This is a genomic window from Photobacterium sp. 270122K (assembly GCF_059941365.1).
On sequence record NZ_JBPOEN010000002.1, the window covers coordinates 624273 to 639168 of the forward strand.

Consider the following 14896-nt stretch of genomic DNA (forward strand, 5'->3'; position numbering starts at 1 on the left):
TGTGTGGACGCCTCGCAATTATATAGGTGTAGATATGTCAACAACTCATCCATTTTGGACACTGCCATTAGAAGAAGGCGGTCAATTGCTTTTGACGCCGTGTCCGGGTACCAAAGAAACGGCGTTGGTCGACGCACTTGAGCAATTAAAAGCAGCAGGGGCGACGGCGGTGATCACGGCCTTAGAGCCAACGGATTTACCGGATGATGGCCTGGCGGAGCTGGCAGAAGCGTGCCAAGCACAGGGCTTAAAGTGGTACCACTTACCGATTGAAGACGACTGTGCTCCTGGTGCCTTGTTTGATGCGGGCTGGGCGCAAGCCAATAAAGCGGCGCAAGCGATTTTAGACCGTGGTGAAGGCATTGCGATTCACTGCATGGGCGGTTCTGGCCGTACCGGCTTGATTGCGGCGCGCATTATGTTGGCGCGTGGTTGTGAATTGGATACAACGATTGCGCAGATCCAAGCATTACGTCCGGGGGCATTTACCCGTCAGGCGCACATTGACTACATTCATATGTTCAAGTGATCGTTCTACAACAGACGACGTAGTGATCCCATAAACAGTGTGTATAAAACCCTACTTCGGTAGGGTTTTTTTATGTCTATTATTGGTGAAGCACCGTGTGCGCTTAGGGACGCGAGTGAAGGATGTTATCTGAGTGGTTCTGAGAAATCATACACTTATGAATCTTTCAAAAAAGATCTGGCATCTCGCGGTGGGAATGGCTAGTATATGCGGAAAGGCGTATATATGATTGTTCGTATGTAATTGCTCATATGTGATGTGTTATCTCTCAACGTTCTCAGAGAAGGAAAGCAACGATGACAGTAAAAGTGGGTATTAATGGTTTTGGTCGTATCGGCCGTCTAGCACTGCGTGCAGCATTTGATTGGGCCGATGTTGAAATTATACAGATCAACGACGTGGCGGGTGATACGGCAACCTTGGCGCACTTGTTAGAGTTTGATTCCGTACAAGGTCGTTGGCAGCATGGCGTGCAAGTTGACGGCAACAACATGGTGATCGGTGATACCGTGATCCGTTGTACCCAAGAACGCGATATCGATGCGGTGGATTGGTCGGAGTGTGACGTGGTGTTGGAAGCAACCGGCGTACACCGTAAAACAGCGTTCTTGAATAAATACTTGGCACAAGGTGTGCAGCGTGTTGTGGTGTCTGCACCCGTCAAAGAAGACGGCGTGCTAAACGTGGTAGTGGGTGTGAATGATCACCTGTATGACCCAGCCATTCACCGTATCGTAACAGCAGCATCGTGCACCACGAACTGTATTGCCCCTGTGGTGAAAGTGATCCATGAGAAGTTGGGCATTGAGCAAGCTTCTTTCACGACGATCCATGATTTGACGAACACGCAGACTATTTTGGATGCACCGCATAAAGATCTGCGTCGTGCCCGTGCGTGTGGCATGAGCTTGATCCCAACCACGACAGGTTCAGCCAAAGCCATTGTCGAAATTTTCCCTGAACTTGAAGGCAAGATTAACGGCCACGCCGTACGTGTACCATTGGCGAACGCCTCACTGACCGACATTATCTTTGATGTCAGCCGCGACACAACAGCGGAAGAAGTGAACGATTTACTGGAAGCGGCGGCTGACAATGAGCTGGCGGGCGTACTGGGCTTTGAAGCACGACCTTTGGTGTCGATTGACTACAAAGGCGACCCGCGTTCTACCATCGTTGATGCGCTATCGACTATGGTTGTGAACAAACGTATGGTGAAAATCTATGCGTGGTATGACAACGAGATGGGTTATGCAACCCGTACCGCTGAGCTGATCCGTCAGGTAGGTCAGGCGTAAGCTGACCGTTTTTCAGTCGCAAGGTCATGGATTCACAAGCCGAATCCATGGCCTTGCCGGCTGACCGGTTAATTCAATCGTGTGAGTGTAATTATGATCGCGACCGTTTCTTCGCTTTCAAAAGATGTCCGCCAATATATGTTGGTGACGTTTAACTACTGGAATTTCACCATTACAGATGGCGCATTGCGCATGTTGGTGGTGCTGCATTTTTATCAATTGGGTTACACCGCGTTAGAAATTGCGTCACTGTTCCTTTTCTATGAATTTTTTGGTGTCGTGACGAACCTGATTGGCGGTTGGTTGGGTGCCAAATTGGGCCTGAACCGCACCATGAATATTGGCTTGGGCATGCAAGTGGTGGCGTTGTTAATGCTTGCCGTGCCGTCGAGTTTCTTGTCCGTGCCTTGGGTGATGCTCGCTCAAGCGATGTCAGGGATAGCCAAAGATCTCAATAAAATGAGCGCGAAAAGCGCGATTAAAACCTTGGTACCAGACGGTCAGCAAGGGGCCCTGTATAAGTGGATTGCCATTCTAACCGGCTCGAAAAACGCGCTGAAAGGGGCGGGCTTCTTCATCGGTGGTTTATTACTGACGTTGTTGGGTTTTCAGGGTGCGGTTGTCGCCATGGCGTCCGTGCTGGTGGTCGTATTACTCATGAGCCTGAAATGGCTGGAAAAAGACATGGGGAAAGCGAAGAAAGCCATCAAGTTTTCTCAAATTTTCTCAAAAAGTGGCAGCATCAACATCTTGTCAGCCGCGCGCATGTTCTTGTTTGGCGCCCGTGATGTGTGGTTTGTGATTGCGTTGCCACTGTATCTTAGCCATGTGTTTGGCTGGAACCATTCGATGGTCGGTGGTTTCTTGGCCTTGTGGGTGATTGCCTACGGATTTGTGCAAGGGTTTGCCCCGCGCATTACAGGCAAAGCCAAAGGGACGTTACCGGATGGTCGCGCAGCCATGGGGTGGGCGGGCGTATTGGCCGTGGTCACCGCCGCTATCGCATTGGCCGTGCAAGTGGGCTGGCAGCCGGAAATCACGATTGTGGTGGGGTTATTGATTTTTGGGGCGGTGTTTGCCGTGAACTCATCACTGCACTCGTACTTGATTGTCAGCTATGCCAAAGAAGACGGCGTCTCATTAGACGTGGGTTTTTACTACATGGCGAACGCCATGGGGCGCTTAATCGGCACGGTGTTATCAGGGCTGGTTTATCAAGAGTTCGGCTTGGCCGCCTGTTTGTGGGTTTCGTTCACCTTCTTGGCGGCGACCACACTGATCTCTCTTTGGTTACCGCGTCACACCACCACCGCGTAATACCGTTAATGGCGGCTCGCGTCAAACCGTTAATGAATAGGTGACAACATGAAAACGCCCTGAGTGATCGGGGCGTTTTTGTTTACGCGATTCACGCGGCAAGTTCGCTTTGAAAGGCCATCCCGAGTAAGATACGCCGGTTAAAGGTAATGGAGTAAACCAATGCGCGCCGTTTGTTTTGATTTTGATGGAACCCTTGTCGATTCAGAAGTTTTTCATGCCCAAAATTGGCATGAGTATTTCGCCGGCTGTGGGGTAGATATCTCCCCAGATGCTTTTTTGCGTGAATATGCCGGGATCCCTTGGGTGAAAGTGGCCGAGGCTTTTCATCAAGTGTTTGATTTTGCCCATTGCCCACAAACGACCGTGGAAAAGATGGAAGCACTGACGCATGACGCCTTGTTAGCGCGCGGTATTCCCGCCAAAGACGGTGCCGCTGCACTCTTAGCGGAACTGCATGGTCAAGTGCCTTTGGCCGTTGTGACAGGGGCGCCGCGCCCTTATGTTGAAGGCATTTTGGCGAAATTAGGCTGGTTGTCGTATTTTGATCATATCTTCTGCGGTGAAGATGTGCCGATGAACAAACCCGCGCCGGATATCTACCAATTAGCATGCCAGACTTTAGGCTTAGGTGTGCATGAAGTGGTGGCGGTTGAAGACAGCCAAACCGGCGCTCAATCGGCGTCGTCAGCAGGCTTACGCGTGGTGGTGGTGAATGATATTCATCCTGTCGGGGAAGGTATGACACCTTACCGTTACGCCACTTTGCTTGATGTGCATGCTGACCAAGCGTCCTGGCGCGTGGCTTCATAACGCACAAATAAGCTCGACATATAATCTCTAGCTCTAGACCTAGAGCTAAACCCGAAAGCCGTTGGACAATACGCATTGCAGTGTACGCCAGCGGTCATGAAACAATGACAGGTAGTATGATGCAAGACGAAGAATTTATGACTGGCGATATGCTAGTAGACACCGTGGAAAACCAGTTGGCCGAAGGCAACCCTATCAAGGTGAAAGAAACGTTGATGCGTTTGATGATGACGGGCACACCTCGTGAAGAAGCCGTACAGATGATCGCGTGTGCACTGTCGATTGAAGTGTTTGATGTGGCTAAAAATGGCGGCAGCTTTGATCTGAAGCGTTACAGTGAAAACCTGAATACGCTACCTGATATGCCGTGGGATTTTGAAGACTAATCTGTTTGAAACGAGCCGATTAAGCACCTGTCGATAATCCGCGAGGGTCTATCGCTACTGCGTATAGCTAAAGCCGCCTTGTGCGGCTTTTTTGTTACTTGTGTGTGTGATATTTGATCGTTTTGTGTGTCATCTCTTGTGGGGGAGAAACCCAATACCTTAGTCATTTATGCTGTGCTAATCGGGAAAAGGTGTGAGGCATCAATAGAAAGCCGTCAACGGCGTGATTAGCGCGCACATACCCTTGTCTTTCATGGTGATATTCACCAAGAAAACCGCCTTTGTGCAATCTATAAATCTGCTTTTTCTCTCTAATCCAGTAATCCGGCCTAAATGTAAGTGAAATAGTGGTTTTTTCTTGTGTGACGCTAGTCAAAGTTAGAGCTTTCGTCTGTCTATCGCAAATATGCTGGTTTCTCTTGTTGTAAACTCGTTAAAAAATGGTCGCACATTCCATGGGTTTTTCATTATTGTGTATATAACCGTTAACACAGCAGCAAGGATACTAGAGATGATTATTGGCGTACCTAAGGAAATTAAAGTCCATGAATACCGAGTAGGCATGGTACCAGCCTCCGTCAATGAAGCCGTAGCTCATGGTCACACTGTGTATGTTGAAACCCAAGCAGGGGAAGGGATCGGATTCAGTGATCAGGATTACCTTACCGCAGGGGCGCAGATTTTACCGACGGCAGAGGCAGTCTTTGCGGAAGCAGAAATGATAGTCAAAGTGAAAGAGCCACAAGCGGTTGAACGCGCGATGTTGCGTGAAGGCCAGTTGCTCTTTACGTATCTCCACCTTGCACCGGATCCGGAACAAACCAAAGAGTTAATCAAGAGTAAGGCGGTGTGCATTGCGTATGAAACGGTCACTGATGCCGCAGGGCGTTTACCGTTGCTGGCACCGATGTCGGAAGTCGCCGGTCGCATGTCGATTCAAGCGGGTGCCTTTGCGTTAGAAAAATCCCGTGGTGGCCGAGGCATGTTATTAGCCGGTGTTCCGGGTGTTGAACCGGCGAAAGTGGTGGTGATTGGCGGGGGTGTTGTGGGGGCCAATGCCGCGCAGATGGCGGTAGGCTTACGGGCTAATGTGGTGGTGCTTGACCGTAACATTGATGTACTGCGTCGACTCGATGCCCAGTTTGCCGGTGCTGTGCAATGTGTTTATTCCACCAAAGACGCGATTGAAAAACATGTGTTAGAGGCCGATTTGGTGATCGGTGGTGTGCTGGTGGCAGGGGCGGCTGCGCCCAAACTCGTCACGGCAGAAATGGTGAAAAAGATGAAGCCGGGTGCTGCCATTGTGGATGTGGCGATTGATCAGGGTGGGTGTGTTGAAACCTCTCACGCGACCACGCACAGTGATCCTACTTATATCGTGGACGATGTGGTGCATTACTGTGTGGCCAATATGCCGGGGGCGGTGGCAAGAACATCCACCGTTGCACTCAACAACGTCACGCTGCCGTATATTTTAACGCTGGCAGATAAAGGCTATAAAGCGGCATTGCAAGATGACCCGCACCTGCTTAATGGGCTGAATATCTACCGTGGCAAAGTGACTTGTGAAGAAGTGGCGCATGCGCTCGACTTGCCATACGTTGCCCCTGCAACCGCAATTGCATAACGGCGATAAGGCGATAAGGCGATAGGATAAAAGGTATCCTTCTTATTTCGTATTAATCCCCCCCCCCCTCATTGGCATGCTAATGGGGGGATTTTTATTGCTGTTATCTGGTGAGCCCCTATGTATAAAGAGGTCGTGTTGTTATTTTAATTAGATGCCGTTGCCTTATTTACCGTGCAAATGAAAAAGCAGCATCTGCCTATATAATCGGGCGGATACTGCTTTTATTTTTCGGTATTCATCGACGAAATAAAGCGTTACACCGTGGTATGGTGTTTATGCGCGGGCATAAATAACGCTACCATTTTTAATTTTATCAATGATTTGGCGAGCGAGTTGTGTCGGGAGTGCAGGGCAGCCCCAACTTCGGCCCAAGTAGCCATTGCGACGAATGAACGATTCATTCGCATACTTGGCGCCGTGAACCACAATATAGCGACGTCGTGCGTTATCATTCACACCGTGCGTGAGGCCATCTAGGCGTAATGAGTAACCATTGCCACCGTAGTAGGTATTGTCGGTTAAGAAGGTACCCAACGAACTTTGACGGGAATTAACCACGTTAGAAAATCGTGTTGACGTTTTCCCCCCGCTATTTACGCCGTGCGTCACGTAAGTATGGTAAATCAACTTATTGGTTTTTAAATCAATGACGTAAAAACGTTTTTCAGTAGACGGTTTTCCGTAGTCAATGATGGTCAGTAATGATTTTTTACGACCCTTGGTATTGTAATAAGCCTTATAGCCCTCTTTAAATACCTGATAATCAATAATTCCTTGCAGTCTCGCTTTTTTATAAACATCTTTAATCAGCAGATCAGGATGCGATTGAGAACTGTAATGTGGAGTGTGTGTTGCACCAGCCATGGCGTGCAATGGCACCATCAAGCATGCCAAAACCAAAAGGATAAGTGATTTTTTCATTGTCCCTGTAAAACGCAATATTGTGTAGGTTATGATTAATGGAGCCAGACTGTATCATAAAAAACACAAAGTATGACTTATAGGTATACCCTGAAAGGCGTGCGTGAAACACAAAAAAATCACGTTTTATTGGCGGGGGAGAGTGAAAACTGATGCCAATACAGCCGATTAAAATCGATTGCTTTTTTTATATTACGATTAATCCTAGTTTTATCAGAATCACGTTATTTTGGGGATTAGTCGTGTCAGTAAAATTTAATTGGCTGTTAGATAAAGACAAATTTTATGACACATTTTGAAATCAAAGAATTCTTGTTGGTTTGACTGATTGGTTGTTTTTTGAGCGCGAGAGTGCAAAAAGAAAGCACTTTTTTGGGGTTACGTATGCACAGTGAGTGGCAATACCATGCAAAGGGCATCGGGTTGAAAAGAAAGAGGACATGAAATGAAAAAGCGCAGGGATAACCCTGCGCTTGTTTTTTGAACGATTAAGCGTAATTAGATATTACACACTTTCGCCCAGCTACCATCGCTACCTGGTGTAGAGCTTGTCCACCAGTTGGCTTTGTAAACAACGCCATTGTGGATCATCTTGTCACCTTGGTTTGCGTGGCTTGGGTTACCGCCCCAGTCAGTTTGTGGCCAGTTAGGGTAAGTGTTAACACCCGTTGTGTCACAACCGCCTGGATCTGGGTTACCGCCGCCGCCTTCACCTGGCGTACCGATTGGCAGATCTGGCTGCTCAAACTTGAATGCGTAATCTTGACCGTTGATGTTTACGCTGTAGTTTGCAGGACCAGAAACTGGGAGGTAGTAAACCATGTCTAGCTCGTAAGTGCCGCCAGCAGGCAGATCTTTCCAGCTAGGTAGTGTGAATGCAACGCGGTGCATTTCACCCTGTAGACCACCGATGTTGTTCGCTGCTGAGTGACCAGAAGCAATCACTTTCAGACCACCACCAGATTGATCTTTCGCATTGTCAGGTGCTGACGTTGGAATATCAAACTGGAATTCAGTACCACCCGGTAGCGCAGCACCGGTGTTGTTAGTGAAGATGATCTTCGGATTGATTGGGTAGTTCTGGTCGCCGACTTTGAAGCCACCGACAGAGACGGTGATGTCAACCGCTTCTGTTGGGATTGCGCCAGTCGCAACGCTGTTACCGTAAGGTGTCGCCGCCTTGAACTTGTCGTAGATCGCTTTGGTCATCGTGTTACCCATGTGGTACTCACCATTACCGGTCTTACATGCGTTCTCAGTCAAGTCAATTGTTGTACGCTTACCGTTTGCATCTAGAACATAACAGTTATAGTCACCTGCTAGTTCCCAGAACATGATACCACCGATTTCTTTATCGATAACGTAGTCAGCTTTCACGTTGATAGAGTCTTTGTCTTCTGTCGATAGGAAGACTTTCTTCTCTGCGTTCCATAGCCATGGTGCCACAGCGACGCTATCGTAGTTACGTACGTAGTTACCAACAAGTTGGTGCTCAGGGTTGTTCACAGGGTCAAGTGCGTAAGCGGTTGAGTAGCTACCGAAGATACCTTCTGCAAGGTTCTTAGCGTGCCACATTGGGTTAGAACCGGCACCCATTTCGTTACCTGCAGCATTCTTATCGTGCCATAGGTTATCGATACCTACTGCACCGTTACCACAGTTGTTCTTCTCACCTTCACCGGTACCTGGCTCACACTGAGACTGGTTAGGCAATGCAGCGCGGCCCCATAGACCATTTTCGCCACCCGTTACGTCCTGCCAACCACGGGTGTAGTAAGGTACACCGATGTTGATACGACCTGCAGGCATAGAACCACGGAAGTAGTGGTAAGCCCAGTCAGTGTTCAAGTAACCAATACCACCGTAAGCAGCAGTGCTGTATACGTCCCAAGCCGCTAGCTCGGAGTCTTTACCTGTATCGAATAGTGCGGCGTTGTGACCAACGTGGTCGTTCCATGCACCGTGCAAGTCGTAAGACATGATGTTAACGTAATCGAGGTACTTAGTAACATCGAACGTTTCCATACCACGTAGCAGGTAACCAGAAGATGGTGCTGCGATGGTTAGCATGTAGTGTTGACCGTCACGAGCAGAAACCGCATCTAGCTTCTCACGAAGGACTTTCATTAGCTCTTGGTATGAAGCCCATAGGTATGGACGACGTGGTTCCATGAACGCTGCATCGTATGGGTTACCGGCACCTGCCATTGAGGTTGGGTACTCATAGTCGATATCCAGACCATCGAACTTGTACTTCAGCATCATTTCAACGGCAGAGGTCGCGAACGTCTCGATGCCTGCGTGGTTGATAGAGCCATCAGCGTTCGTGGTCATGGTGTAGAAGCCACCATCAGCAACACGGTCGCCATTCTCACCGAAGTGACCACCGGTTTCAGCCCAGCCACCGATTGAGATCAGTGTCTTAACGTCATGCTTTTTCTTGTAAGTTGCAAGTGCACCGAAGTGACCTTTAAAGCCTAGGCTTGGGTCAACTTCAACGCCAGGCCATGTTTTACCTGTTGCAGCGTTGTTAGGATCGTTAACATTACCTACATTCACTTTACCGTCAGCACCGATGCTCACAAACGCGTAGTTGATGTGAGTTAGCTGCTCCCAAGGAATGTCGTCAACAAGGTATTGTGCTTGTGGGTCATCACCCGCACGCCAGCTTGTGAAGTAACCGATAACACGACGTGGGTGATCAGCACCCATTAGCTCACGGCCGTCTTCATCGTAAAGGGTACAGTAAGGAACGTTTACGCCTTCAGTCTGGTATAGACCGTCTGGACGACAGTTTTTATCACCTGGAGGTGGTGGAGGCGTTACTTCTCCGGCAACAGTCAGTGTTACTGCTGCAGAATCGGTCGTGCCACCTACGTTATCGGTTGCACGTGCAAATACAGTGTGTGTACCTGCATCAGCCGCGGTGTAAGCATAAGTGTAAGGAGAAGATGTCGCCGTACCCGCTAGTTTACCGTTAACGAAGAACTCAACTTTCTCGACAGTACCGTCTGTGTCAGCGGCATTCGATGTGAAGGTAACCACTGCGCCAGCATCAACGCTTGATGCAGAAAGGGCAAGATCAACGGTTGGCAGTTCGTTTGCTACGTCTTGTACAACAACAACAACAGACTTCTCAGCCGTTGCGCCATCGTCATCTGTTGCAACAACTTTAACCGTTTGACGGCCGCTTACTGCAGTCCACTCAACACTGTAAGGTGCGCTTGTTGCTGTGCCGACAAGTGCACCGCCAACAAAGAATTCAACTTTAGCAACAGTACCATCGCTATCTGCAGCGTTAGCCGCGATAGTCACAACATCACCGGTCATGACTTGCTCAGAACCTGTTGGTGATGTGATGGATACTGTTGGCGCTTCGTTTACTGGCGGTGGAGGGGTTACTTCACCGTCAGAACATACGTCAACCAGTGTCCACTCTTGGTAAGCACCTGAGTTTTGTGCAGGGTTGTTACCCTGAGACCACCAGTTTGCCTTGTAGACACTGCCAGCTTCTTGTACTTGAGTGCCGCCTGTGTACGCTTTGCTGCTGCTCCACGTTTCGATTGAACTACAGTCCATTGCAGCTTGTGCATTAAATGCGGCAAGGCATGAAACGGCGAGAGTGCTAAGCTGGAATGCTCGCTTCATCGCCTTTCCTTGTTTCAAGTGTTTCATTGAATCATCCTTTAGTTATTTAAAAAGGTGCGTGTGTAAAAATAAGGCTTGTTCGCCTTTGGTTCTACAGTGAAATAACTATAGGTATGGAGTCAAATAGCGTAGGTAGATTTGTTTCTTTCTTCAGAATTACTCGCAAAAAATTGTGGTAACAATGTAAATCCCTCCCCCTTGTTTTGCAGCTATAACTAATTTTTTAGTCAGTATGCCGAAAGGAAACCCACGAGGTGACATGGCGGAAAACAAGTGTCACAAAAGCGTAATAATCGTACGTAAAACAAAGAATTAAAGAAAGTGGAACCTGCTTATCAGTGCAATATCAGGAAGTGTGAAGTGAAGCATTGGAAGGGCACAAGAGGAAAAATGGGGGAAAACAAGCGCCAATTGACGCTTGCTAGCATACATGTTGTGAGAAACATCGTTCTCGCGCATAGGCCGATGACAGAATAATGAGGGGATTATTGCTGGTTTATTTTGGCTTTAAAACGCGCTCGTGTGGCTTCATCGGCTTGGTCATACCAATAGGTCAGCATGTTTTCTGCAACATTACGCGGTTGCGTGCCATCGTTGGCTTGTGGGAACGCAGGTACCGGTGACGTAACGGGCACAATCGGGGCCACGGCCGCAATTTTACCTGACGCATTGTAGGCAACAATTTCTTTCTCATAGTCGCGGCCAAACTGTAAGCCCGCTTTCATGAGCTTATCTTGTTTGAACGCGATCTTGTCACCCGCGGCATCAATAAGCGTGACCTGGGGTGTTTTGTTGAATTGCTTGCCGTCCATTCCGGTGCGCAATTTAGGCAGCTCTAATTTCAACTTGCTGTCTTCTGCCGTGAATTTCACCAAAATGACATCAGACGTGAACAGGTAGTCATCCCCATTTTCACGCAGTGAATCACGGTAAGTAAACGCAATCTGATTAACACCATTCGGTAGCACGAGCGGTTGATTGCCCTCCTTTTCGACACCATTAACCAGAACCAGCTCAGCTTGATACGGTAGGGCAAAATTCACGTCAGCCAAAGAGGGAAAGCTGAGGCCACACGCCGTGAGGGCTAATAGCGCGGTACGAAGTTTCATAGAGTTTCCTTGAAAATGTCAAATTCCTGAACAGGGGGTTGTTCATTGATGTGATCATAATAGTCTGTGACGTGATCACTGAATATATGCTGAATAATAGCGCTGTTCACACAGAAAGTAATGAGTGAAAAGGATATTTTCTGAGGAATGCCAGTCATGCGTGCGCGACTGAGGAATATATCGTTGAGCAGAGGAATGTGGCGAAGGGAGATGAAATCGAGATTAATCGCGATAAAAAAAGAGCCCGCAGAGAGGGCTCTTTTTATCTCATGTTCTCAGTGCCGACGGCTTACTTCACGTAGCACGCGAACCCTTTCAGGTAGAAACCTTCTGGGTACGCACTGTCTAGTGGGTGATCCGCCGCTTGGCTGAAGCGTTCAATGAACTGCACGTCACGGTGTGCATCCAATGCCGCGTCAGCAATGATTTTCTGGAACAAACTGTTTTCCATCAAGCCAGAGCAAGAGTACGTCAATAGCATACCGCCTGGTTTTAGGATCTGCATCGCCAGCATGTTGATGTCTTTGTAGCCGCGACATGCGCCAACCAACTGTGATTTAGATTCTGCAAATTTAGGCGGATCCATGATCACAACATCGAACAATTCACCGCGTTCGCGGTAGTCACGCAGCAATTGGAAAACGTCAGCGTTCAAGAATTCTGCATTCTCAACCGGGTAGTCGTTCATCTCTGCGTTCAGACGTGCCGTATCCAGCGCAGGCTGTGATACGTCGACGTTAACTACATGGCTTGCGCCGCCTTTTAGGGCATACAGACCAAAACCACCGGTGTAACAGAAGCAGTTCAGTACGCGCTTACCGTTCACGTATTTTACCGCCGCTTCACGGCTATCACGCTGGTCAAGGTAGAAACCGGTTTTGTGGCCGCCAACGATATCGACGTTGATTTTCACACCGTTTTCTTCAATGGTGACAAACTTCGGTGGCATGTCACCGTAAAGTACGCCTGTTGTTTGCTTCAGGCCTTCTTTCTTACGTACGGCGACATCAGAGCGTTCGTAAATGCTGCACGTTGGGTAGCAGATATTCAATGCTTCGATCAACGCCGCTTTTTGTGCTTCCGCACCAGCGCTCAGTAGCTGACAGACCAAGAAATCTTGGTAGCGGTCGATAGTGATGCCTGGCAGACCATCAGATTCTGCGGCAATCAGGCGGTAACCGGTCAGGCCGTCGCGGGCGGCCAGAATGTCACGCAGACCTTGTGCGGCTTGCAGGCGCTTCACAAAGAAATTAACGTCAATCGCCTCGTGACGCTCAAAGGTCCATACGCGCACGCGGATCTGAGATTGTGGCGAGAAGGCACCACGGGCTAACCAATCACCTTTGTGGTCAAAAATGTCAACGGTGTCGCCCAGTGCTGGCGAACCTTCAACACGCTGAATACCACGAGAAAAAACCCAAGGGTGACGGCGGCGCAGTGATTTTTCACGGCCTTTTACCAGATAAATTGAAGCTGTCATGACATGCCCGGTATGGAATAAAGAATGGGCGCGTATTATGTTGTCGAAACAAGGGAAAAGCAACTTTATAGCCAAGTTCCTGTCTTTAAGCGGGTTGAACCTGAGTTGAGAATGCACGGAGCGGATGCCATTCAAGCAAAATCAGGCTATCAGGGCTCGAAATGCAGAGAGAATATGGGGAAGGCGCACGGTTTGCACCTAGAACACCCTACAACAAGGCCTGCATTGCGCAGGCCTTGGGTCGGTTAGGTATTACGATAACCGTCGATAATCACGCCACGAACCGATCAGGTGCGTAGGCCGCTCATCAGAGATTTAAGCACTTTCGCTTGTTCACCCAACTGGGCGATGTCATTCGCTGATTGTGTGATCACTCCGCAAATCTGATGTGACTGCGTTCTGACTTGTTCGACATTCGACGCAATGTTGTCCGCCACATTCCCTTGTTGCTCTGCGGCCGCAGCAATTTCAGTGCTGCGATCGGAAATGTGCTGATTGCGTTCCGTGATCTGGGTGATTTCCTGATCGACGGCGTCCATTAAGCTTTCGCTGTTCTGTGCGTTATCTACCGTGTTACGCATGACCGCCATCAGGTGTTGGCTGTTCTGCTGTAACGATTCAATCATGTGCTGAATTTCAACCGTTGCACTCTGAGTACGTCCCGCCAGTGTGCGCACCTCATCGGCGACCACGGCAAAGCCACGCCCTTGTTCGCCCGCACGGGCGGCTTCAATGGCGGCATTCAACGCCAGCAGGTTGGTTTGTTCTGAAATACTGTTAATGGTGGTGACCACGGCATCAATTTTAGCGGCATTGCTATCGAGCTCCGCCACCGCTTGTGCCGCCTCGTTGATCTCACTGCTCAGTGTGACGATTGACTGGCGTGTTTGGTTGACTTGGGCGCGCCCTTGCTCTGACATGTCTTGTGCTTCACGGGTCTGGGTTGACGTATCGTGTGCATGGATCGCCACTTCACGGACTGACGTTGCCATCTCTTCCGTCGCGCTGGCTAATGAATCAAGGTGCTGTTGTTGTGAAGACGACAAGTTCTCACTCTCTGCGCTGCGTTGACGCAAACTGTCGCTGATTTGCTGCATTAATGTCGTGGCTTGCTGGGTGGCTTTCACCAGTGCTTGCTCACGCTCACTGACTTTATCAATCGTAATGGCAATGGTACTGAACTCATCGCGGACTTTAAAAAAGTTCAAGCGGTTCGTAAGGTCGCCATCGGCCAGCGCTTGCAGGGCACGGTGAGCGGTAAACATCGCCCCACCAATGAAGGTCATGATGTAATACACCATGGCAAACCCGATGATCATGACAAGGGCCATTAATGCGATGTGCATCGGCGTTAAATAGGCAAACAGCCCCGGCATGTCTGCCGCGCTGATGGTGTAGTTCATGTTTGGTACGTACGTTGAAATATCACCACTGCCCACGCGAATTTGCCCATTGGCAAACAGGGTATAGGCCTCAGATTGTGGGATCTGTTGCTGAGAAAGCAGCGCGGCGGTGTGCTCAAGGTGTTGTGTCGTGATTTCAATACGTTGTTTGTTTGCGGCATCCGCTAAAATAGATCCAGCACTGATGAGAGCAAGGAGCGGGAAGAGAAGAATTAAATACAGCTTCTCCTGCATAGTAATGTGGATAAGGTATTTATCGATCCATCGAAATGCAACTTCTTTCATTTGTAAATCCTATTAAAACATGTGCTTAGTGGCATTTGCGGCTAAGTCTACTGTGTTATCGGTCAGTAAGTAAAAAC

General features: G+C 48.9%; 11 protein-coding genes. 6 read left to right on the forward strand and 5 right to left on the reverse strand.

Features of this window, described 5'->3' with window-relative positions; translation table 11 throughout:
• Positions 1-34 precede the first annotated feature (34 nt).
• The 6 genes from ACSF8W_RS05905 (at position 35) to ald (ending at position 5970) form a co-directional block, all read left to right on the forward strand.
• Positions 35-529: a phosphatase domain-containing putative toxin gene (locus tag ACSF8W_RS05905; protein WP_500845861.1), complete on the forward strand. Its 495-nt coding sequence runs from the start codon at positions 35-37 to the stop codon at positions 527-529.
• A 296-nt stretch (positions 530-825) separates the two neighbouring features.
• Positions 826-1827 (forward strand): ArsJ-associated glyceraldehyde-3-phosphate dehydrogenase, encoded by a 1002-nt coding sequence (locus ACSF8W_RS05910; protein WP_500845863.1) that lies wholly within the window; start codon positions 826-828, stop codon positions 1825-1827.
• Between the two features lie 93 nt (positions 1828-1920).
• Positions 1921-3144: an organoarsenical effux MFS transporter ArsJ gene (gene arsJ, locus ACSF8W_RS05915; protein WP_500845865.1), complete on the forward strand. Its 1224-nt coding sequence runs from the start codon at positions 1921-1923 to the stop codon at positions 3142-3144.
• A 162-nt stretch (positions 3145-3306) separates the two neighbouring features.
• Positions 3307-3957 carry an HAD family hydrolase gene (locus ACSF8W_RS05920; RefSeq protein WP_500845866.1) on the forward strand — a complete coding sequence of 217 codons (651 nt, stop codon included), beginning with the start codon at positions 3307-3309 and terminating at the stop codon, positions 3955-3957.
• A 119-nt stretch (positions 3958-4076) separates the two neighbouring features.
• Positions 4077-4343, forward strand: a complete 267-nt coding sequence (locus tag ACSF8W_RS05925) for a hypothetical protein (RefSeq protein ID WP_500845936.1) — start codon at positions 4077-4079, stop codon at positions 4341-4343.
• 511 nt (positions 4344-4854) lie between these two features.
• Complete coding sequence (gene ald / locus ACSF8W_RS05930; RefSeq protein WP_500845868.1) at positions 4855-5970, forward strand: alanine dehydrogenase; 1116 nt, start codon at positions 4855-4857, stop codon at positions 5968-5970.
• Between the two features lie 276 nt (positions 5971-6246).
• On the opposite strand, the gene ACSF8W_RS05935 is transcribed toward ald, so the two are convergent.
• From ACSF8W_RS05935 to ACSF8W_RS05955, 5 genes are all read right to left on the reverse strand, one after another.
• Positions 6247-6894, reverse strand: coding sequence for a murein L,D-transpeptidase catalytic domain family protein (locus ACSF8W_RS05935; protein WP_500845869.1), 648 nt, complete (start codon positions 6892-6894; stop codon positions 6247-6249).
• Between the two features lie 498 nt (positions 6895-7392).
• Complete coding sequence (locus ACSF8W_RS05940; RefSeq protein WP_500845871.1) at positions 7393-10569, reverse strand: chitinase C-terminal domain-containing protein; 3177 nt, start codon at positions 10567-10569, stop codon at positions 7393-7395.
• Positions 10570-11027: 458 nt separating this feature from the next.
• Entirely contained in the window at positions 11028-11651 is a 624-nt protein-coding gene (locus tag ACSF8W_RS05945) for a YccT family protein (RefSeq protein ID WP_500845872.1), read from the reverse strand.
• 289 nt (positions 11652-11940) lie between these two features.
• Positions 11941-13131, reverse strand: a complete 1191-nt coding sequence (locus tag ACSF8W_RS05950; protein WP_500845874.1) for a class I SAM-dependent methyltransferase — start codon at positions 13129-13131, stop codon at positions 11941-11943.
• Between the two features lie 287 nt (positions 13132-13418).
• Positions 13419-14819, reverse strand: coding sequence for a methyl-accepting chemotaxis protein (locus tag ACSF8W_RS05955; protein WP_500845875.1), 1401 nt, complete (start codon positions 14817-14819; stop codon positions 13419-13421).
• Positions 14820-14896 lie beyond the last annotated feature (77 nt).

What these genes read in the sequence shown, in the direction of transcription:
- ACSF8W_RS05905 (WP_500845861.1), top strand. Translation starts at nt 35, where the DNA reads ATGTCAACAACTCATCCATTTTGGACACTGCCATTAGAAGAAGGCGGT.
- ACSF8W_RS05910 (WP_500845863.1), top strand. Translation starts at nt 826, where the DNA reads ATGACAGTAAAAGTGGGTATTAATGGTTTTGGTCGTATCGGCCGTCTA.
- arsJ (WP_500845865.1), top strand. Translation starts at nt 1,921, where the DNA reads ATGATCGCGACCGTTTCTTCGCTTTCAAAAGATGTCCGCCAATATATG.
- ACSF8W_RS05920 (WP_500845866.1), top strand. Translation starts at nt 3,307, where the DNA reads ATGCGCGCCGTTTGTTTTGATTTTGATGGAACCCTTGTCGATTCAGAA.
- ACSF8W_RS05925 (WP_500845936.1), top strand. Translation starts at nt 4,077, where the DNA reads ATGCAAGACGAAGAATTTATGACTGGCGATATGCTAGTAGACACCGTG.
- ald (WP_500845868.1), top strand. Translation starts at nt 4,855, where the DNA reads ATGATTATTGGCGTACCTAAGGAAATTAAAGTCCATGAATACCGAGTA.
- ACSF8W_RS05935 (WP_500845869.1), bottom strand. Translation starts at nt 6,894, where the DNA reads ATGAAAAAATCACTTATCCTTTTGGTTTTGGCATGCTTGATGGTGCCA.
- ACSF8W_RS05940 (WP_500845871.1), bottom strand. Translation starts at nt 10,569, where the DNA reads ATGAAACACTTGAAACAAGGAAAGGCGATGAAGCGAGCATTCCAGCTT.
- ACSF8W_RS05945 (WP_500845872.1), bottom strand. Translation starts at nt 11,651, where the DNA reads ATGAAACTTCGTACCGCGCTATTAGCCCTCACGGCGTGTGGCCTCAGC.
- ACSF8W_RS05950 (WP_500845874.1), bottom strand. Translation starts at nt 13,131, where the DNA reads ATGACAGCTTCAATTTATCTGGTAAAAGGCCGTGAAAAATCACTGCGC.
- ACSF8W_RS05955 (WP_500845875.1), bottom strand. Translation starts at nt 14,819, where the DNA reads ATGAAAGAAGTTGCATTTCGATGGATCGATAAATACCTTATCCACATT.